The sequence below is a fragment of the Microbacterium sp. UMB0228 genome, from assembly GCF_002871415.1.
In the GTDB taxonomy this organism is placed as follows: domain Bacteria; phylum Actinomycetota; class Actinomycetes; order Actinomycetales; family Microbacteriaceae; genus Microbacterium.
In genome coordinates this window covers 53,984-72,352 of the sequence record NZ_PNFU01000006.1, presented here as the reverse complement: position 1 = coordinate 72,352, position 18,369 = coordinate 53,984, and the positions used below count along the sequence as shown (strand labels likewise).

Sequence of the window (18,369 nt, the reverse complement as noted above, 5' to 3'; positions counted from 1 at the left end):
ATCCCCCCGAGGAGGACGCGCATGGCCCGCATCGGTGAAAGCGCTGACCTGTTCAAGTGCTCTTTCTGCGGAAAGAGCCAGAAGCAGGTGCAGCAGCTCATCGCCGGACCCGGCGTGTACATCTGCGACGAGTGCGTCGAGCTCTGCAACGAGATCATCGAAGAGCGCATGGCGGAGTCGTCCGCCGAGGGTGTCGCCGAGTTCGAGCTGCCGAAGCCCCGCGAGATCTTCACGTTCCTCGAGGAGTACGTCGTCGGACAGGAGCCCGCGAAGCGTGCGCTGTCCGTCGCCGTCTACAACCACTACAAGCGCGTGCGCGCCCACGGCACCCTGCAGCCTGCTGAGCAGAAGGCCGAAGAGGTCGAGATCGCCAAGAGCAACATCCTGCTTATCGGGCCCACGGGCTGCGGCAAGACCTACCTGGCGCAGACGCTCGCCAAGCGCCTCAACGTGCCGTTCGCCGTCGCCGACGCGACGGCACTGACCGAGGCGGGCTACGTCGGCGAAGACGTCGAGAACATCCTCCTCAAGCTCATCCAGGCCGCCGACTACGACGTGAAGCGCGCCGAGCAGGGCATCATCTACATCGACGAGGTCGACAAGATCGCCCGCAAGGCCGAGAACCCGTCGATCACCCGCGACGTGTCGGGCGAGGGCGTGCAGCAGGCGCTGCTGAAGATCATCGAGGGCACGGTCGCCTCGGTGCCGCCGCAGGGCGGACGCAAGCACCCGCATCAGGAGTTCCTGCAGATCGACACCTCGAACGTGCTCTTCATCGTGGCCGGGGCCTTCGCCGGGCTGGAGGACATCGTCTCGGCGCGCGTCGGCAAGCACGGTGTCGGCTTCGGCGCTCCGCTGCACGACAAGGGCAAGGACCTCGACCTGTTCAGCGAGGTGCTCCCGGAAGACCTCCACAAGTTCGGTCTCATCCCGGAGTTCATCGGTCGTCTGCCCGTCGTGACGAATGTGTCACCGCTCGACCAGGCCGCCCTCATCGACATCCTCACCGGTCCGCGCAACGCCCTCGTGAAGCAGTACCAGCGCATGTTCGAGCTCGACGGCGTCCAGCTCGAGTTCGAGGAAGACGCGCTGCGATCGATCGCCGACCTCGCCGTCGAGCGCAAGACCGGTGCCCGTGGGCTCCGTGCCATCCTCGAGGACGTGCTCGGTCCGGTGATGTTCGAGATCCCCTCTGCCGAGGACGTCGCGAAGGTGATCATCACCCGTGCCGCGGTCGACGAGGGCGCCCCGCCCACCATCGTGATGGAGCGCAAGCGCAAGAGCGCCTGAACGCCTGCTCAGGCCACGGGCATGAGCAGGTCCGTGCGGAGCTCGTCGGGATCGACACCGGGGTCCGAGACGTAGACCTCGATCCAGACGCCGCGCGGGTGCAGCCCCGCCTCGGCGGCGCGCGCGACCAGCCCGGCCCAGCCGGCACCGAGACCGTCATACGAACCGAAGACGCTGCTCGCGACGGCCCGCCCGGTCGGCAGGGTCGAGGCGATGATGGCAGTTCCGTCGCCCGTGGCGATCGGGTCGGACGGTGGGGCCTGCACGGGGAAGCCGAGCTCCAGGTCGAACACGCCCATCGGATCGCCGTGGTAGATCGCGAGCGCGGGGCCGGCCGGAATCAGGGTGCCCGCAGCGAAGGCGGCACCGATCGCCGCGTATCCGGAGTCGAAGGCATCGCGGAGGTCGGCGATCCGGATGCCTGCGTGGCGGATGACGGCCAGGGGGACGGCGTCCAGCTCCAGGCTGTCTGCGGGGCCGAACGGAGCGTCGGGGAATGCGTCCATGCGCTCAGGGTCTCACGACTCAGGAGTCCAGTCCACGGCGTTTCAGGAGCGGCTCGATCTCGGCGTCCCGTCCCCGGAAGTCGCGGTAGGCAGCCAGCGGGTCCTTCGAGCCGCCGACGCCGAGCAGCCGGTCGCGGAAGCGGTCCCCATTGGCGCGGGTGAGGCCGCCGTTCTCCCGGAACCACTCCACGGTGTCGGCGTCGAGCACCTCGCTCCAGATGTACGAGTAGTACCCGGCGCTGTAGCCGCCGGAGAAGACGTGGGCGAAGTAGGTGGAGGAGTACCGGGTCGGGACGGCGGGGTCGTCGAGACCGATGTCCGCCAGCGCGGCCGCCTCGAAGCCGGCGACATCGTCCACTGTGTCCTCGGCGGAGAGCCGGTGCCACGCCTGATCCAGCCATGCCGCGGCGAGGTACTCGCTGGTCGCGTGCCCCTGGTCGAAGGTCGCGGTCGCCCGCAGCCGCTCCACGATGGCGGGATCCAGCGGCTCGCCGGTCTCGTGGTGCCGGGCGTAGTGGTCGAGGACCTCGGGCCAGAGGATCCACATCTCGTTCACCTGGCTGGGGAACTCGACGAAGTCGCGGAACACGTTGGTCCCGGCGAAATGCGGGTAGGTCACCGTGGCGAACAGGCCGTGCAGAGCGTGCCCGAACTCGTGGAACAGTGTTGTCACCTCGCCGAGCGTCAGCAGCGTGGGCTCGCCGTCCCCGGGCTGCGGGACATTGAGGTTGTTGACCACGACCGGGGCGCTGCCGCGCAGCCGGGACTGGCTGACGATCGCGTTCATCCACGCGCCGCCGCGCTTGGAGTCGCGGGTGTAGAGGTCGAGCACGTAGAGCCCGAGCGGGGAGTCGTCGGCGTTGCGCACCTCGAAGACGCGGGCCTGCGGGTGGTAGGCCGCGAGGTCGTGCCGTTCATGGAAGGTCACCCCGTACAGGCGGGTCGCCGCGAAGAACACGCCGTCCTGTAGCACGCGCTCCGCCTCGAACCAGGGGCGCAGGGCGGCGGTGTCGATGTCGTAGCGGGCGGTGCGCACGCGCTCGGTGTAGAACGCCCAGTCGTGGGCCTCCACGGGGAAAGGCTCCGGTTCGGTCTCGTCGACGATGGCCTGGAGCGCGTCCCGTTCGGCGCGGGCGTTGCGCGCGGAGGGCGCGGCCAGTCGTCGCAGCATCCGCTCGACGGCCTCGGGGGAGCCCGCCGTCTCGTCGGCGGTGATGTATGCGGCATGCGACGGGTACCCGAGGAGGCGCGCGCGCTCGGCACGGAGGCGCACGATCTCGCGCAGCACCGGACGGTTGTCGTTGCCGTTGTCCCGCGAGCCCCGCGCGCGCGACGCCGCCATGATCCGGCGACGGGATTCCCGGACCGCGAGCCGGGCGAGCGCCGGATGGCCGGTGAACAGCGGCAGCGTGAGGAGGTAGCGGCCGTCGAGCCCGCGGTCGGCCGCGGCGCGTGCGGCGGCGGACAGCTCACCCGGGCTCAGGCCCTCCAGATCGGCCGCGGCGTCGAAGACCACGGCGAGGTCGTTCGTGTCGCTCAGCAGGTTCCGCTCGAAGGTGTTCGTGAGCACCGACAGCTTCTGGTTCAGAGCCGTGAGCTGCGCCTTCGCCTCGTCGTCGAGCGCGGCGCCGGCATGCGTCATCTCGCGGTGGTAGCGCTCCACGAGGTAGCGCTGCTCGGGATCGAGGTCGAGCGCCTCGCGCTGCTCGTAGACGTGGGCCACGCGCGCGTAGAGCGCCGCATCGAGCGTGATCGCATCCTGGTGGGCGGCCATGAGTGGCGCGAGCTCCTCGTCGATCTCCTGGATCTCCGGCGTGGCATCGGCGGAGCTCACCGTGTAGAACGCGTGCGCCACCCGGTCGAGGAGCGCGCCGGACCTCTCCAGCGCCTCGAGGGTGTTCTCGAACGTCGGCATCGACCGCACGCGGGTGATGTTCGCGACCTCGGCGAGCTGCTCCGCGAACCCGGCGCGGAAGGCGGGGAGGTAGTGCTCCGGACGGATGGCCCGATAGTCCGGGAGCCCGAAGGGGAGGGTCGACGGCTGCAGCAGCGGGTTCGTGGCGTCGCTCATCCTCCGAGCCTAGCCATCGCCGTCGGAACGCTCCGCGCTCAGACGGGTCATCACCTCGCGCAGGGCGTCGACGACGACGCGGACCGAGCGGCGGCGCAGGTTCTCCGGCCGTGCGAGGACGTCGATCATGCGGTGCGTGCTCACGCCTCGGAGCGGGATGCGCACGATGGCGCGATCGTCCACGCTGCGCGAGGTGAACCGGGGGAGCATCCCCAGGACGCCGCCGGCCGCGACCACCGCCGACACCGCACCGTAGTCGTTGATGCGGTGCCGGACCTCGACCGGGCGGCGGGCGACGGCGGCGACGGCGCGGAGCACGTCGTCGGGGGAGTACCCCACACGGCTCGTCACCCACTGCTCGTCGGCGATCTCGTCCGGCGAGAGGGTGCGGCGACCGGCGAGAGGGTGCTCGGCGGAGACGGCGACGTCCAGAGGCTCGCGGACGAGACCTACGGCGCGGACGCCCTCGGTCGGCCACGGCGCGGAGTGCTCCATCCGATGGGCGAGGACGAGGTCGTACCGCGCGGTGAGCCCGGGGAACTCGCTCTGCGCGACGTCCTCGTCCGTGAGACGCACGGTCGGGGCGTGCTCCTTGCCGGACAGCTCGCGCACGAGTGGGCCGAAGAGCGCCTGACCGACGCTGTGGAAGCCGCTGATGCTCACCTCTCCCGTCGCCGCGCCCTCGAAGTCGTCCAGGGCGTGGCGTGCCGCCGCCATCGCGTCGATGGCCTCAGCTCCGGCTGCTGCCAGGACCTCGCCGGCGGCGGTCAGCACGAGGGTACGGCCCTGGCGACGGGTGAGCGGGGCCGGGAAGGAGCGCTGCAGTGCGGCGAGCTGCTGCGAGACCGCGGAGGGGGTGACCCGGAGCGCTTCGGCGACGGCGGTCGCGCTTCCCAGCGCTCCGAGTTCGCGGAGGATCTGGAGCTGATGGAGTTCCACGACGACAGTTTAGTTTCCGCTACAGGGAAGGTGCAGAAGATGCCGATTGTTCTACAGGAACGGATGCGATGAGATCAGAGCATGAGAGCTCTGTTCAAGGAGGAACCCGGCGCCGGCCTCGCGCTCGTGGAGCGTCCCGATCCCGTCGCAGGTCCCGGCGAGGTCGTCATCCGTGTCCTCCGCACCGGCATCTGCGGTACCGATCTGCATATCCGGCGCTGGGACGACTGGGCGGCCTCCGCGATCGCGGCGCCCCTCATCCCGGGACACGAGTTCTACGGGGAAGTCGTCGAGGTCGGGCCGCTCGTCCACGACATCGCGGTCGGCGACCGGGTGTCCGGCGAGGGACACATCGTCTGCGGCACCTGCCGGAACTGTCGTGCCGGGCGGCGGCAGATGTGCATCCGCACGATCGGACTCGGGCTGCAGCGCGACGGCGCCTTCGCCGAGTACCTCTCGCTGCCGGCGACGAACGTGTGGGTCCACCACGCCGAGGTCACCCCGGAGCTCGGCGCGATCTTCGACCCGCTCGGCAACGCCGTGCACACCGCCCTCCGCTTCCCGCTCGTCGGCGAGGACGTGCTCGTCACCGGGTGCGGTCCGATCGGCCTGATGGCGATCGCCGTCGCCCGGCATGCGGGCGCCCGCTTCATCGTCGGGACCGACGTGAGCGCGCCGCGTCTGGAGATGGCCCGCGGGATGGGAGCCGACGAGGTCGTCGACGTCTCCCGCCAGGAGATCCGCGACGCGCAGCGGGCGCTCGGCATGCGCGAGGGCTTCGACATCGGCTTCGAGATGAGCGGCGCGGCGTCGGCGCTCCCGGCGATGATCGACAACATGAACCACGGCGGACGCATCGCCATGCTCGGGCTGCCGTCGACCGGGTTCGACATCGACTGGGGCAAGCTCGTCACGCACATGCTCACGATCACCGGGATCTACGGCCGGGAGATGTTCGAGACGTGGAACGCCATGGGCGCGATGCTCCAGACGAGTGCGACGTTGCGCGAAGCGATCGGCCGGGTGATCGCCGAGGTCGTACCGGCGCGCGACTGGGAGCGCGGATTCGCGGCGGCGGAGTCCGCCGGCACGGGCAAGATCATCCTCGACTGGACGGAGCTGTGATGTACGCGACCTTCAAGGACCATGTGGCGCAGGAGCTGGCGGGAATCGAGGAGGCGGGGCTCACCAAGCGCGAGCGCGGCATCCGCGGACCACAGCGGGCGGAGATCACGGCCGACGGCGCCGGGGTGCTCAACTTCTGCGCCAACAACTACCTGGGGCTGGCCGACGACCCGCGCATCCTCGCTGCGGCCCGGACGGCCCTGGACGAGTGGGGGTACGGGCTCGCGAGCGTCCGCTTCATCTGCGGCACCCAGGAGCAGCACCTCGAACTGGAGCGTCGGCTCGCGGACTTCCTCGGTACCGATGACGCGATCCTCTACTCCTCCTGCTTCGACGCGAACGGCGGTGTCTTCGAGACGCTGTTCTCCGCCGAAGACGCGATCATCTCGGACGAGTTGAACCACGCGTCCATCATCGACGGGATCCGGCTGTCCAAGGCGCGCCGGCTCCGGTACCGCAATCGCGACATGGCGGATCTGGAGGAGCAGCTGCGGGCGGCCGCCGATGCCCGGTTCCGCGTGATCGTGACCGACGGTGTCTTCTCGATGGACGGCTACATCGCCCCGTTGACCGAGATCTGCGACCTGGCGGAACGCTACGACGCGCTCGTCTTCGTGGACGACTCGCACGCGGTCGGCTTCGTCGGCGAGAACGGACGCGGGACCCCGGAGCTGTGCGGCGTCGCGGATCGCGTGGACATCTACACCGGCACGTTCGGCAAGGCGCTGGGCGGCGCTTCCGGCGGGTACGTCGCCTCGCACGCGGAGATCGTCGCGCTGCTGCGTCAGCGCTCCCGCCCGTACCTGTTCTCGAACACCCTCGCTCCGGCCATCGTGGCCGGCACGCTGACCGCGCTCGACCTGGTCGAGGGATCGGCCGACCTCCGGGCGCGGCTGCGCGACAACGCGGCCCTGTTCCGCGCCCGGATGTCGGAGGAGGGGTTCGACCTGCTTCCGGGCGAGCACCCGATCGTGCCCGTCATGTTCGGCGATGCCGGTCTCACCGCCCGAATCGCCGCGGCGATGCAGGACCAGGGCGTGTACGTGACCGCGTTCAGCTTCCCGGTGGTGCCGCGGGGCAAGGCGCGCATCCGGGTGCAGCTCTCCGCCGCGCACACTCCCGACCAGGTGGAGCGCTGCGTAGCGGCCTTCGTCGCGGCCCGGGATTCCGTGAGCTGACCTTATGCAAAGAAACGCTTGCAAAGAGTTGTTTGCAAGCGTATCTTTGCATTCATGACGAACGAGACGCAGGTACGAACGCTGGATGCGGGGGCGCTGAAAGCGCTCGCCCATCCACTGCGGGTCAGGATCTTCGATCTGCTCGCCTCTCGCGGTCCTCAGACGGCCAGCTCTCTCGCGGCGCTCGTCGGGGAGACCTCGGGATCCACCAGCTACCACCTCCGCGCCCTCGCCGCCCACGACCTCATCCGCGAGGTGGAAGGCCGGGGCACGGCTCGGGAGCGATGGTGGGAGCGTCCGAAGGGACGCATCGATGTACCCGGCCCGGACGAGCAGATGTCGCCGGCCAACCGTGCCGCGGCACAGATCGTCACGTCGGAGTTCTTCCGGCTCCGGCACGAGACCCTGATGCAGTACCTCAACCGTTCGGAGTCCGAGGTCCCCGAGGGCTGGCGCGACGTGGGCGTGACGATCACCACGCACCTGGACATGACCGCGGAGCAGGCGATGTCGCTGCGGGCCGAGCTGGAGGCGGTCGTGGAGAAGGCGATCGCGCGGTACCGCGGTCAGGAGGGGCCCGACGTGCGCCGCGTTTCCCTCCGCGCCGAGATCTTCGATTTGCCGACACCGGATGGTGCGGCCACGACCGAGACGAAGGAGGCATCATGACCGCCGCGACCCTCCACCTCGTCAGCCCCACGCGGACGGAGCGCGGTCTGCTGCGCCTCGCCGACCGGGTCACCGCCATGATCGAACACCGGATCGAGCGGCGCGCACAGCGGCGGACCCTCGCCCTCGAGCTCCTCCGCGAACAGCAGGCCCGCCGCCACGACCCGCACGCCGTGGATCATCTCCTCGCGCAGCTCGGAGCCCCGCGCCGCTGACCCGAGACCCCGGGTACGCGTCGAGACCCCCTCCTTCCCGCGCGGGAAGGAGGGGGTCTCGACGATGAAGCGGGGTCTCGGGGATCAGAAGGGGCGGGCGATGACCTCACCGGACGCGGTCTGGAGGACCTCCCAGCCGGCGTCGAGCTCGGCGATCGCGCGGCCCTCGAGCCAGGTGAGGGTCCAGTGGCCGGTGAGGCCCCGGGACTCGACTTCGGCGATGGCGGGACGCAGCGCCTCGGGGACCGACGCGGGCGGCTGAGCATCCGTGGCCCACCGCGTGCCGAGCTGCATCAGGAGGCCTCGACCGGGGCGAGCTCGATCGCGGTGACCGCGAACTCCTCCGCCTCGGTGATCTCGAGCTCGGCGATGCGGCCGACCGCGCGGAGGTCGTCCGCCGCGGCGCGCAGGGCCTCGACCTTCGCGGCGGGAGCGGCGATGGCGGCACGGGAGACCGGGGTCTTCTGCGATGCCTTCGCCTCGGTCTTCGCGCGCCGGATGCCGATGAGCGCCTCGCTCGCGGCGGCCAGCACGGCCGGGTCGCCCTCGATGCCGAGCTTCTCGGGCCACGCTGCGGTGTGCACGGAGCCTTCCTCGAACCACGACCAGGCCTCCTCGGTGGCGAAGGAGAGCACCGGTGCGAGCAACCGGAGCAACGTGGACAGCGCCAGACGCAGCGCGAGGGCGGCCGAGGCCTGGCCCACGTCGTTCTGGTTGTAGGCGCGCTCCTTCACGAGCTCCAGGTAGTCGTCGCAGAACGTCCAGAAGAACGCCTCGGTCAGCTCCAGCGCCCGCGCCGCGTCGTACCGGTCGAAGGCCGCGGTCGCCTCGGCCACCACGCCGTCGAGGGCCGTGAGCATCGAGGCGTCGAGCGCGTGCGTCACCTGAGCGCCCTCGGGCACCGGGAACGACAGCACGAACTTGGCGGCGTTGAGCACCTTGATCGCGAGGCGCCGGCCGATCTTCACCTGGGTCGGGTTCTGCGGGTCGAAGGCCGCGTCCATGCCGAGGCGGCTCGACGCCGCCCAGTACCGCACCGCGTCCGAGCCGTGGGCGTCGAGCACGTCGGCCGGGGTGACCACGTTGCCCTTCGACTTCGACATCTTCTTGCGGTCGGGGTCGACGATGAAGCCCGAGATGGCGGCGTTCTTCCACGGGGCGCGGCCGTCTTCGAGCGTGGAGCGCAGCATGGTCGAGAAGAGCCAGGTGCGGATGATGTCCTGTCCCTGCGGGCGCAGGTCGAACGGAGCGGTGAGCTGCCACAGCTCCTCGTCGCGCTGCCAGCCGCCCGCGAGCTGCGGGGTCAGCGACGAGGTCGCCCACGTGTCGAGGATGTCGGCCTCGGCGTCGAACCCGCCCGGCACGCCGCGCTGGGCCTCGGTGTAGCCGGCCGGCACATCCGTGGTCGGGTCGATGGGCAGCGCGGCCGCATCCGGGGTGAGCACGCGGTCGTAGTCGCGCTCCCCGTTCTCGTCCAGCGCATACCAGAGCGGGATCGGCACGCCGAAGAACCGCTGCCGGGACACGAGCCAGTCGCCCGTGAGGCCGCCGACCCAGTTCTCGTAGCGGACCCGCATGAAGTCGGGGTGCCACGCCAGCTCGGTGCCGTGCGCGAGGAGCTGATCGCGCAGCTCCCCGTCACGGGCGCCGTTGCGGATGTACCACTGCCGGGTCGAGACGATCTCGAGCGGGCGGTCGCCCTTCTCGAAGAACTTCACGGCGTGCTGGAAGGGCTTGCCGACGGCGGTCATGTCGCCGGTCTCCTGCAGCTTCTCCACGATCGCCTTGCGGGCGCTGAAGACGGTCTTGCCCGCCACGTTCTCCGCGTACCAGGCGCGTGCGTCGGCGTCGGCCACGATCGACGGGGCCTCGGCCAGGAAGCGGCCGTCGAGACCGATCGTCGTCATGTTCGGCAGGGACTCGCCGGCGGAGGTGCGCAGCTCGCGCCACCAGATGATGTCGGTCACGTCGCCGAAGGTGCAGACCATCGCCGCGCCCGTGCCCTTGTCGGGCTGGGCGAGGTGGTGGCCGTGGATCTCGATCTCGGCGCCGAAGTAGGGCGTGCGCACCTTGGTGCCGATGAGGTGCTTGTGCGGCCCCTCGGGGTGGGTCACGATCGCGATGCACGCGGGGAGGAGCTCCGGGCGCGTGGTGTCGATCGCGATGGATCCGGAGCCGTCCGCGAAGGGGAACTCGATCGTGTGGTACGCGGCCTGCTGGTCGCGGTCCTCGAGCTCGGCCTGCGCGATCGCGGAACGGAAGTCGATGTCCCACAGCGTCGGCGCGAGGGCCTGGTACGCCTCGCCGCGCTCGATGTTGCGGAGGAAGGCGAGCTGGCTCTGCCGGATCGTGTCGTCGGAGATGGTGCGGTAGGTCTGCGTCCAGTCCACGCTCAGCCCGAGCTGACGGAACAGCGCCTCGAACTGCTTCTCGTCCTCGATCGTGAGGCGCTCGCACAGCTCGATGAAGTTGCGACGGCTGATCGGCTGCTGGTCCGCAGCCCGGCTCGACTTGTTGTCGCCGCCCTCGAACGGCGGGGTGAAGTCGGCGTCGTAGGGGAGCGAGGGGTCGCAGCGCACACCGTAGTAGTTCTGCACGCGGCGCTCGGTGGGAAGACCGTTGTCGTCCCAGCCCATCGGGTAGAACACGGTCTTGCCGCGCATGCGCTCGTATCGGGCCTTGACGTCGGTGTGCGTGTAGGAGAACACGTGACCGATGTGGAGGCTGCCCGAGGCGGTGGGCGGCGGGGTGTCGATCGAGTAGACGCCCTCACGGCCGAGCTCGGCGGCGCGCAGACGGTCGAACAGGTACGTGCCCTGCTCCGCCCAGGCGGCGTCCCACTTCGCTTCGAGACCTTCGAGTGCGGGCTTGTCGGGAATGGCGGACATGGAGGTCTCCTCGAGCGATGTATGCGGCACTGTGTGAGCGTGCCTGAGTGTGGGTGGTGCCGCCCAGTCTATCGAGCGCACGGGCGGGGCGCTCGACCCGGCGGGGCCTCCGGCGCGGCGCTGCGGTCGGCCCCTCCGACGCTGGAAGGATCGGAGCATGACACCGCCGTCGTCCTCGTCCTCCCGTCCCCGTCTCGCCGACCTCGGTGTGCCGTCCGGAGCCTTCCCGCGCGGCGCGGAGAACGCGATCACCGACGTCCCCGGTGTGCGGGTGGGGCACGCCACGCTGCACGGCGACGGTCTGCACACGGGGGTGACGGCGATCGTCCCCGACGCCCTCACCGCCGAGCGTCGGAGCCTTCCCGCGAACCTCTCCGTGGGCAACGGCTACGGCAAGCTCGTCGGCGCCACACAGCTCCGGGAGCTCGGGGCGCTGGAGACGCCGATCCTCCTGACCTCGACGCTGTCCGTGTTCCGCGTCGCGGATGCGCTGCTCGGGCATCTGCTGGCGACGCCGGCGCACGCACGGACGACCACGCTGAACCCGGTGGTGGGCGAGACGAACGATGGGTTCCTCTCCGACATCCGCCGCCGAGCCGTGGGAGAGGAGCAGGTGGCGGCGGCGCTGGCTGCGGCGGCTCCGGGGGCGGTCGCCGAGGGAGGTGTGGGCGCCGGTGCCGGGACCGTCGCCCTCGGGTACAAGGGTGGCATCGGCACGGCATCGCGGCTGGTCGCGGTCGCGGGGCGCTCGCGCACCGTGGGGGCGCTCGTGCAGACGAACTTCAGCGGCACGCTGCGGATCGCCGGCGTCCCGCTGCCCGCGGAGGAGCTCCTCGCCGATGCTCCGGCACAGCCCGTCGGCAATTCCTGCATGATCGTCGTCGCGACGGACGCGCCCGTCGACGGGCGGCAGCTCGGCCGCGTGGCGAACCGGGCCGTGTTCGCGATGCGCGGTGTCGGCGCCGACTATGCGCAGGGCAGCGGCGACTACGCGATCGCCTTCTCGGTGCACGACCAGGCGGACGGCGGTCCGGCGGCGGACGACGAGCTCTCGCCGCTCTTCGCCGCGACGATGGATGCGGTCGAGGAGGCGCTGGTCAACTCGGTGCTGACCGCGGAGACCACCGTGGGCCCCGAGGGGCGGACGGCGCACGCGGTGCCGATCGATCGGGTGCGGGAACGCCTGGCTCGCGCCGGGGTCGTCTGAGCCGCGGCGGTCTCAGTCGGCGAGCGCGGCGTGAATGCCCTCGCCGATGCGGCGCATGGCGGCCAGCACCGGTCCGCGTCCGTCGGCGCCCCGGTCCCAGTTCGCCAAGACAGCGTAGGCGATCCGGCGGGTGGGCGACATGACGATCCCGGTCTCGGCGCGGACGCGGGAGATCGTGCCGGTCTTGTTCAGCAGCCACACGCCGCGATCGAAGCCCCAGTGCGCGAGCGGGTCGAGGTCGAACGCCGACGCGACCATCGACAGATCCATGCCCGCGCCCAGCCAGCGGCGCAGCGTGTCGGCCGAGGCGGGGGAGAGATCGGTCCCATCGGCCAGGCGCGACATGAAGAGCACGAGCTCTGCGGCGTTCGCGTGCGACAGCGTCTTCGGGGCACCGGGCGGGATCGGCCACCGCACGATGTCGTCGAGGGCCGAGGCGGTGTAGCCGAGCGTGCGCGTGTGCTCCTGCACGGTCGGGATGCCGATGACGCGGCCCAGCGTGTTGGTCGCGGCGTTGTCGCTCACGGCCCCGATGAGCGCGGCCACGTCGTACAGCGACAGCTCGGACGCCTGCAGCAGGTACCAGAGGCCGGAGTCCTCGATCGCCTCGACCGGCCGTCGGGTCACGCGCTCTTCGAGAGTCCGCGTGCCGGCGTCGACCTCGGCGAGGAGGCGGTGCAGGAGGAAGATCTTGCCGACGCTCGCCGTGTCCTGCACCGTCTCCGGGTCATGGCGCAGCAGCACCTCGCCGGAGTCGATGTCCTGGACGAGGACCGACCACACCGTGCCGTTCTCGTCGGGGAGCTCCACGTCGATCGCGCTCATGCGTCCTCCTCGTCTCGTGCGCGTCCGGTGACGTGCGCGCGGATGAGCTCGCCGACGGCGCGCATGCCGTCGAGCACGGGCGCGCGGAGGTCGGCCGCGGAGTCCTTCCAGTTCGCCGCGACCGCATACGCGACGGCGGCCCTCGGGCCCCGCAGCAGTCCGACGTCGACGCGGGCGAAGCTCACGCTGCCGGTCTTGTGGCGCAGCACCATGCCCTGATACTCGGCCTCGACGTGGGCGAGGGGGTCGAGGAGGAAGGCGTCGGCGGTCATCGACGTGTCGGTGTCGGCGGCGAGCCAGTCCAGCACCCGGGCGCTCACCGCGGGGGAGAACGCCTCGCCCGCCCCGAGTCGGCGCATCACGTCGGACAGCTCGGCCGCGGTGCCGAACGACGGAGTCCAGGGCAGGTCGGGGGTGCGCTCGTTGCGGATGTAGTCGTGCAGGGCGGTGTCGCGGTACCCGAGTGCCGGAGCGACGGCCCGCACCTCCTCCAGACCGCAGAGGTGGATCAGGGCGTTCGTGGCGAGGTTGTCGCTCACCGCCCCGACGAGGAGCGCCGCATCGTGGACCGTGATGCGCTGATCGTGCATGCGGTACAGCAGCCCGGAGTCCTCGACGCGGTGCTCGTCCGGGATCGCGATCCGGTCGTCCTCGGCGAGCGCGCCCGCCTCCAGCCGTCGAGCGACCTCGAGAAGCAGGAAGATCTTGCCGATGCTCGCGGTCTCGCATTGCGTGTGCGGCTCGTGCTCGGCCAGGGTCTCCCCGCTGCCGGCGTCGGCGAGCCGGATCGACCAGGTGACACGGGGGTCGAGGGGCGGGAGGGCGATCATGGCCGTCCCACCGTGAGGCGGGGCTCGTCGCCGGTCGCGTCCAGCACCCCGTCGACACCGAGCGGGATGGTCAGGGCGTGCGGGTCGTGGCCGAAGCCCTGCTCCCACAGCACGGGGACCCCGGCGTCCTGGAACTCGTCCCGCATGAGCGCGTGGACGAGGTCGAGGTCGCCGCATTCGTGCCAGGAGCCGAGCACGATGCCCGTCGCCTGGGCGAGACGGCCCGCGCGCCGGAGCTGCGTGACGAAGCTGTCGAGGCGGTACGGCTCCTCGGTGATGTCCTCCAGGAACAGGATGCCGGGGGAGGGGACGTCCGCCTCCGGGGCGCCGAGTCCGGCGGCGAGCAGGCTGAGGTTGCCGCCCGTGAAGCGCCCTTCGGCGCGGCCCGGCGTCATGATCTCGGTCTTCGGGCCGATGAGCTCCCGCCCGCGCCAGGGTTCGAAGAGCCAGCGCTGCACGTCGTCGCGCACCTGCTCCGAATCGCGGAAGACGTTGTTCCCCGCCATCGGGCAGAAGAGCGTCGCGACGTCGAGGTGCGCGCGCCACGTCTCGTGCAGGGCGGTCACGTCGGACGAGCCCGTGAGGAGCTTCGGCCGCCCGTCCCGGCGCAGCGCCCCGCGGCGCATGTCGGCCCAGTCGATGCCGTCGAGGAGGCGCAGTGCACCGTAGCCGCCGCGGGCCGTGACGACGGCGTCCACGTCCGGATCGAGCCAGGCGTCGACGAGGTCGGCGCGGCGGAGGTCGTCCGGCCCCGCGAGGTACGACGCGCGCGGGTGGGGCGTGAGGACATGCTCACCCACCCGGACGTTCAGCCCCCAGGACTCGTAGTAGCCGACGGCGCGCTGCGTGTTCTCCTCGTTGCCGGGACCGGACGGCGAGACGATCGCCACCGTGTCGCCGGGCTGCAGGGGAGCCGTGTCGAGATACGGCGACACCGCCGCCTCCGTCAGGGTGCTCATGCCGTCTTCTCCTCGATGCGCGGCGCCGCGGACAGCAGGTGCCGGGTGTACTCGTGCCGCGGGTTCAGCAGCACCTCTTCGGTGGGTCCGTGCTCGACGATCTGTCCGTGGTACATCACCGCGACCGTGTGGGCGATGTTCCAGGCGAGACCGAGGTCGTGCGTGATGACGAGGGCGGAGAGCCCGAGGCGGCGGCGCAGCTCGAGCAGGAGTCCGAGGATCTCCCCGCGCACGGACGCGTCGAGCGAGGCGACGGGTTCGTCCGCGATGAGCAGCTGCGGCTGCACGGCGAGCGCACCGGCGATGACGACGCGCTGCCGCTGCCCGCCGCTGAGCTCCTGCGGGATGGCGCCGAAGTAGCGCTCCGGCGGGGTGAGCTCCGCGTCGGCGAGGCTCTGTGCCACGCGTTCGCGCTCGTCGCCGGGGAAGCGCTGCACGCGCAGCCCCTCGGCGACGGACTCGTAGACGCTGTGCTTGGGGTTCAGGGCGGCCCAGGGATCCTGGAGCACGAGCTGCACCTGCGAGCGGAACCGCGCGAGGTCGCGCCCTTTCGACGGGATCGGTGCGCCGTCGAAGAGGATCTGCGACCCGGGGTCGGCGGGCTGGAGTCCCATGAGCGCGCGGGCGAGGGTCGACTTGCCGGAGCCGGACTGGCCGACGAGCGCGACGATCTCGCCCTTGCGCACCGAGAGGTCGACGTCGCGGACCGCATGCACGGGGCGCCCGCCGGAGCGGTAGGTGACGTTGAGTCCGCGCGCCTCCAGCAGCACCGCGTCGCCGTGGGTCATCTCCGGCACGTCGTCCGCATCGCGGCCGTGCCGCGTCACCGGGGCCATCCGCGAGGCGGGGTCGCCGATCGTGGGGAAGGCGTCGGCGAGCTGTCGCGTGTACGCCACCTGCGGGGTCGTGCAGACCGCGTAGCTCTCGCCGAGCTCGACGAGCTCGCCGTCGCGCATGATGGCGATCCGGTCGCACGCCGTGGCGAGCACCGAGAGGTCGTGGCTGATCATGAGCATCGAGATGCCGCGCTCCGCCACCAGACGCGAGATCATGTCGAGGATCTGCTTCTGCACGATCACGTCGAGTGCGGTGGTCGGTTCGTCCGCGATGATGACCTCGGGATCGCAGGCGAGGGCCATCGCGATCATCACGCGCTGCTTCTGGCCGCCGGAGAGCTCGTGCGGGTACGACTCGCTCTTCTGCTGCGGCAGGTCGACGATGTCGAGCAGCTCCCGGACCCGCTCCTTGCGCGCCTTCTCGCCCTTCCATCGGTCGGAGGCGTGCAGCTCCAGCGCCTCCAGGAGCTGCCAGCCCACCGTGCGGACCGGGTTGAGCGAGTGCATCGCGCCCTGGAACACGATGGACGTCTGCGCCCAGCGCACGGCGCGCAGCTGCCCGAAGGACAACGTGGCGACGTCCTGGTCGCCGAGCAGCACGCGGCCGCTGAGCCGGGCGTTGCGCGGCAGGAGCCGGAGGACGCTCATGGCGAGAGTGGACTTGCCGGAGCCGGACTCGCCGGCGATGCCGAGCGTCTGCCCGGCGGGGAGGGTGAGCGAGACGTTGCGCACGGCCGCCACCTCGTCCCGACCCGACCGCCCCGAGGTGCGGTACGTGATGGAGACGTCGTCGAAGATCAGGTCGGGCATCTCAGCGGCTCCTCAGCGTCGGGTTGGTGATGTTCTCGACGGCGCGGCCCATCAGGGTGAACGACAGCACGACGAGGACGATGGCGATGCCGGGCACGAGCACGTACCACCAGTAACCGCTGGTCGCCGCGGAGACGTCCATCGCGTTCTTCAGGATCGAGCCCCACGACTGCAGGGTGGTGTCGCCGAGGCCGAGGAACGCCAGGGTGGATTCGGAGATGATCGCCGAGCCGACCGTGAGGGTCGTGTTGGCGAGCACGAGCGGGAGCACCCCGGGGAGGAGGTGCTTCATGATGATGTGCCAGTGCCCGGCGCCGAGGGCCCGGGAGCGCTCGATGTAGTCGCGCGATTCGACGGACAGGGTCTGCGCGCGGACGACGCGGGCGGTGCCGGCCCAGGAGGTCAGGCCGATCGCGATGATGATCGTCCAGACGCCGCGGCTCAGCACCGACGACAGCACGATCGCGAGGATCAGCGACGGCAGCACGAGGAAGAAGTCGATGATGCGCATCATCAGCCCGCCGAAGAAGCCGGTGAAGTGGCCGGCCGAGAGACCGACGAGGGTGCCGATGATCATCGACATCGCCGTGGCGGCGAGGCCGACGAGCAGGGACACCCGGGCGCCCCACACCATGCGGACCCAGATCTCGCGACCCTGATGGTCGGTGCCGAGGGGATGCTCCCAGGACGGCGGGGCGAAGCGCTGCACGTCGACGAGCTTCGTGACGTCGAGCATGCTCGCGGGGGCGATCACGGGAGCGAAGATCGCGATGAGCGCCACGATCACGAGGAAGACGAGGCCCACCATGCCCGCTCGGTGCTGGGCGAACTGCCGACAGAAATCGACGAAGGCGGTGCCGCGGCGGTGCCACGCCAGAGCGCGGGGCGAACGGATGGTCGGGGATGCCGTGGTCATGCGCGCCTCACCCTCGGGTCGAGCTGCCGGTAGATGAGGTCCGCGATGAGGTTCATCGCGATGATGATCGTGGAGAACACCACGAAGGTGCCCTGCAGGAGCGGGAGGTCGGGGCCGGAGATGGCCTCGAAGGTGAGCTTCCCGAGCCCGGGCCAGGAGAACACCGTCTCCACCGTGACGGCCCCGGCGATGAGACCGCCGATGTGCATGAAGACGAGGGTGACGGTCGGCAGCAGCGCGTTGGGGACGGCGTGCCGACGGCGGACGAGGTCCTCCCGGAGGCCCTTGGCCCGCGCGGTGGTGAGGTAGTCGGCGCCCATCTCCTCGAGGAGCGAGCTGCGCATCACCATGAGGTACTGCGCGTACACGACCGCGACCATCGTGATCACCGGGAGCACCATGTGCGAGATCACGTCCAGGACCGCGCCGACCGGATCGGTGGGCGGGTTGGGGGAGACCATGCCCCCGGTCGGGAACCAGTGCAGCGTGCCGCCGAAGACCATCAGGAGCAGCAGGGCCAGCCAGAAGGTCGGCACCGACCAGAACACGAGCGACGTGCCGGAGACGATGCGGTCGAAGGTGGAACCGTGCTTCCAGGCCGCCTTCTGTCCGAGCCAGAGGCCGAGGGCGATCGCGATGATCGCCGCCGTGCCGGTGAGGAGGATCGTGTTCCAGAAGTACTGGCCGATGAGGTCGGACACCGACGTGCGGTAGACGTAGCTCGTGCCGAAGTTCAGGGTGAAGACGTTGCCGAGGTAGTCGATGAACTGTTGCCACAGGGGCTTGTTCAGACCGAGCTGCTCGCGCAGCTGATCGGCCTGTTCGGCGCTCATCCCGCGCTCGCGGGCGATCGAGGCCACCGGATCGCCCGGCAGGATCTTGAAGGCGAAGAATCCGAGGAGGATCACCATCGCCAGGCTGATGGCCGCGCCGCCGAGCTTGACCAGGAAGTAGCGGAGGGCGCCGACGCCCTTCGGCTGCTCCTCGGCCGCGGCGCTCGTCGCGATGGCGGAGGTGGACGGGGGTACCGCGTTGGACATGGGGGTCTCCTTACAGCGGACCGGGAGACGCCGCGGAGGCGGAGGCCCGCCACCCGCGGCGTCTC

At 70.6% G+C, this 18,369-nt stretch carries 17 protein-coding genes; 6 read left to right on the top strand and 11 right to left on the bottom strand.

The genetic code is table 11. From position 1 onward, the window contains the following. Positions 1-21 precede the first annotated feature (21 nt). On the top strand, positions 22-1,290 hold the full coding sequence (clpX, locus tag CJ226_RS14055; protein ID WP_025105011.1) for an ATP-dependent Clp protease ATP-binding subunit ClpX: 1,269 nt from the start codon (positions 22-24) through the stop codon (positions 1,288-1,290). Between the two features lie 8 nt (positions 1,291-1,298). Here clpX and CJ226_RS14050 read toward each other — a convergent pair whose 3' ends face one another. From CJ226_RS14050 to CJ226_RS14040, 3 genes are read right to left on the bottom strand one after another with little or no spacing between them, the layout of a single operon-like run. Further along, positions 1,299-1,796 carry a GyrI-like domain-containing protein gene (locus tag CJ226_RS14050; protein ID WP_102209569.1) on the bottom strand — a complete coding sequence of 166 codons (498 nt, stop codon included), beginning with the start codon at positions 1,794-1,796 and terminating at the stop codon, positions 1,299-1,301. Between the two features lie 19 nt (positions 1,797-1,815). Next, a complete protein-coding gene (locus CJ226_RS14045; RefSeq protein WP_102209568.1) occupies positions 1,816-3,867 on the bottom strand; it encodes a M3 family metallopeptidase in 2,052 nt (683 codons plus the stop codon). A 9-nt stretch (positions 3,868-3,876) separates the two neighbouring features. After that, positions 3,877-4,806, bottom strand: coding sequence for a LysR family transcriptional regulator (locus CJ226_RS14040; RefSeq protein ID WP_102209567.1), 930 nt, complete (start codon positions 4,804-4,806; stop codon positions 3,877-3,879). 81 nt (positions 4,807-4,887) lie between these two features. Here CJ226_RS14040 and tdh point away from each other — a divergent pair, with 81 nt between their 5' ends. Genes tdh through CJ226_RS14020 form a run of 4 tightly spaced genes read left to right on the top strand, consistent with a single transcriptional unit; the run spans position 4,888 to position 7,993 of the window. Then, positions 4,888-5,931 carry an L-threonine 3-dehydrogenase gene (gene tdh / locus CJ226_RS14035; RefSeq protein ID WP_062634086.1) on the top strand — a complete coding sequence of 348 codons (1,044 nt, stop codon included), beginning with the start codon at positions 4,888-4,890 and terminating at the stop codon, positions 5,929-5,931. Then, on the top strand, positions 5,931-7,109 hold the full coding sequence (locus CJ226_RS14030; protein WP_102209566.1) for a glycine C-acetyltransferase: 1,179 nt from the start codon (positions 5,931-5,933) through the stop codon (positions 7,107-7,109). Before tdh ends, CJ226_RS14030 begins: the two co-directional genes overlap by 1 nt. A 54-nt stretch (positions 7,110-7,163) precedes the next feature. Next, positions 7,164-7,778 (top strand): transcriptional regulator, encoded by a 615-nt coding sequence (locus tag CJ226_RS14025; protein WP_102209565.1) that lies wholly within the window; start codon positions 7,164-7,166, stop codon positions 7,776-7,778. Further along, positions 7,775-7,993, top strand: coding sequence for a hypothetical protein (locus tag CJ226_RS14020; RefSeq protein ID WP_102209564.1), 219 nt, complete (start codon positions 7,775-7,777; stop codon positions 7,991-7,993). The genes CJ226_RS14025 and CJ226_RS14020 overlap by 4 nt, the downstream gene beginning before the upstream one ends. An 84-nt stretch (positions 7,994-8,077) precedes the next feature. Here the strand turns inward: CJ226_RS14020 and CJ226_RS14015 are convergent, their stop codons facing one another. Together CJ226_RS14015 and valS are read right to left on the bottom strand one after the other, a co-directional pair. Then, positions 8,078-8,287, bottom strand: a complete 210-nt coding sequence (locus CJ226_RS14015) for a hypothetical protein (protein WP_062634090.1) — start codon at positions 8,285-8,287, stop codon at positions 8,078-8,080. Next, entirely contained in the window at positions 8,287-10,881 is a 2,595-nt protein-coding gene (gene valS / locus CJ226_RS14010; RefSeq protein ID WP_062634092.1) for a valine--tRNA ligase, read from the bottom strand. Before valS ends, CJ226_RS14015 begins: the two co-directional genes overlap by 1 nt. 157 nt (positions 10,882-11,038) lie before the next feature. Between valS and CJ226_RS14005 the strand changes: the two genes are divergently transcribed. Beyond that, positions 11,039-12,088 (top strand): P1 family peptidase, encoded by a 1,050-nt coding sequence (locus tag CJ226_RS14005; RefSeq protein WP_102209563.1) that lies wholly within the window; start codon positions 11,039-11,041, stop codon positions 12,086-12,088. A 12-nt stretch (positions 12,089-12,100) separates the two neighbouring features. Here the strand turns inward: CJ226_RS14005 and CJ226_RS14000 are convergent, their stop codons facing one another. The 6 genes from CJ226_RS14000 to CJ226_RS13975 are packed head-to-tail and all read right to left on the bottom strand — an operon-like array spanning position 12,101 to position 18,304. Then, positions 12,101-12,913 carry a serine hydrolase gene (locus CJ226_RS14000; RefSeq protein WP_102209562.1) on the bottom strand — a complete coding sequence of 271 codons (813 nt, stop codon included), beginning with the start codon at positions 12,911-12,913 and terminating at the stop codon, positions 12,101-12,103. After that, complete coding sequence (locus CJ226_RS13995) at positions 12,910-13,743, bottom strand: serine hydrolase (protein ID WP_102209561.1); 834 nt, start codon at positions 13,741-13,743, stop codon at positions 12,910-12,912. The genes CJ226_RS14000 and CJ226_RS13995 overlap by 4 nt, the downstream gene beginning before the upstream one ends. After that, positions 13,740-14,702 carry an LD-carboxypeptidase gene (locus CJ226_RS13990; protein ID WP_062634101.1) on the bottom strand — a complete coding sequence of 321 codons (963 nt, stop codon included), beginning with the start codon at positions 14,700-14,702 and terminating at the stop codon, positions 13,740-13,742. The genes CJ226_RS13995 and CJ226_RS13990 overlap by 4 nt, the downstream gene beginning before the upstream one ends. Next, positions 14,699-16,348, bottom strand: coding sequence for an ABC transporter ATP-binding protein (locus CJ226_RS13985; RefSeq protein WP_102209560.1), 1,650 nt, complete (start codon positions 16,346-16,348; stop codon positions 14,699-14,701). The genes CJ226_RS13990 and CJ226_RS13985 overlap by 4 nt, the downstream gene beginning before the upstream one ends. A gap of 1 nt (position 16,349) precedes the next feature. Next, positions 16,350-17,264, bottom strand: a complete 915-nt coding sequence (locus CJ226_RS13980) for an ABC transporter permease (RefSeq protein ID WP_082758500.1) — start codon at positions 17,262-17,264, stop codon at positions 16,350-16,352. Next, a complete protein-coding gene (locus tag CJ226_RS13975; protein ID WP_060921166.1) occupies positions 17,261-18,304 on the bottom strand; it encodes an ABC transporter permease in 1,044 nt (347 codons plus the stop codon). Before CJ226_RS13975 ends, CJ226_RS13980 begins: the two co-directional genes overlap by 4 nt. Positions 18,305-18,369 lie beyond the last annotated feature (65 nt).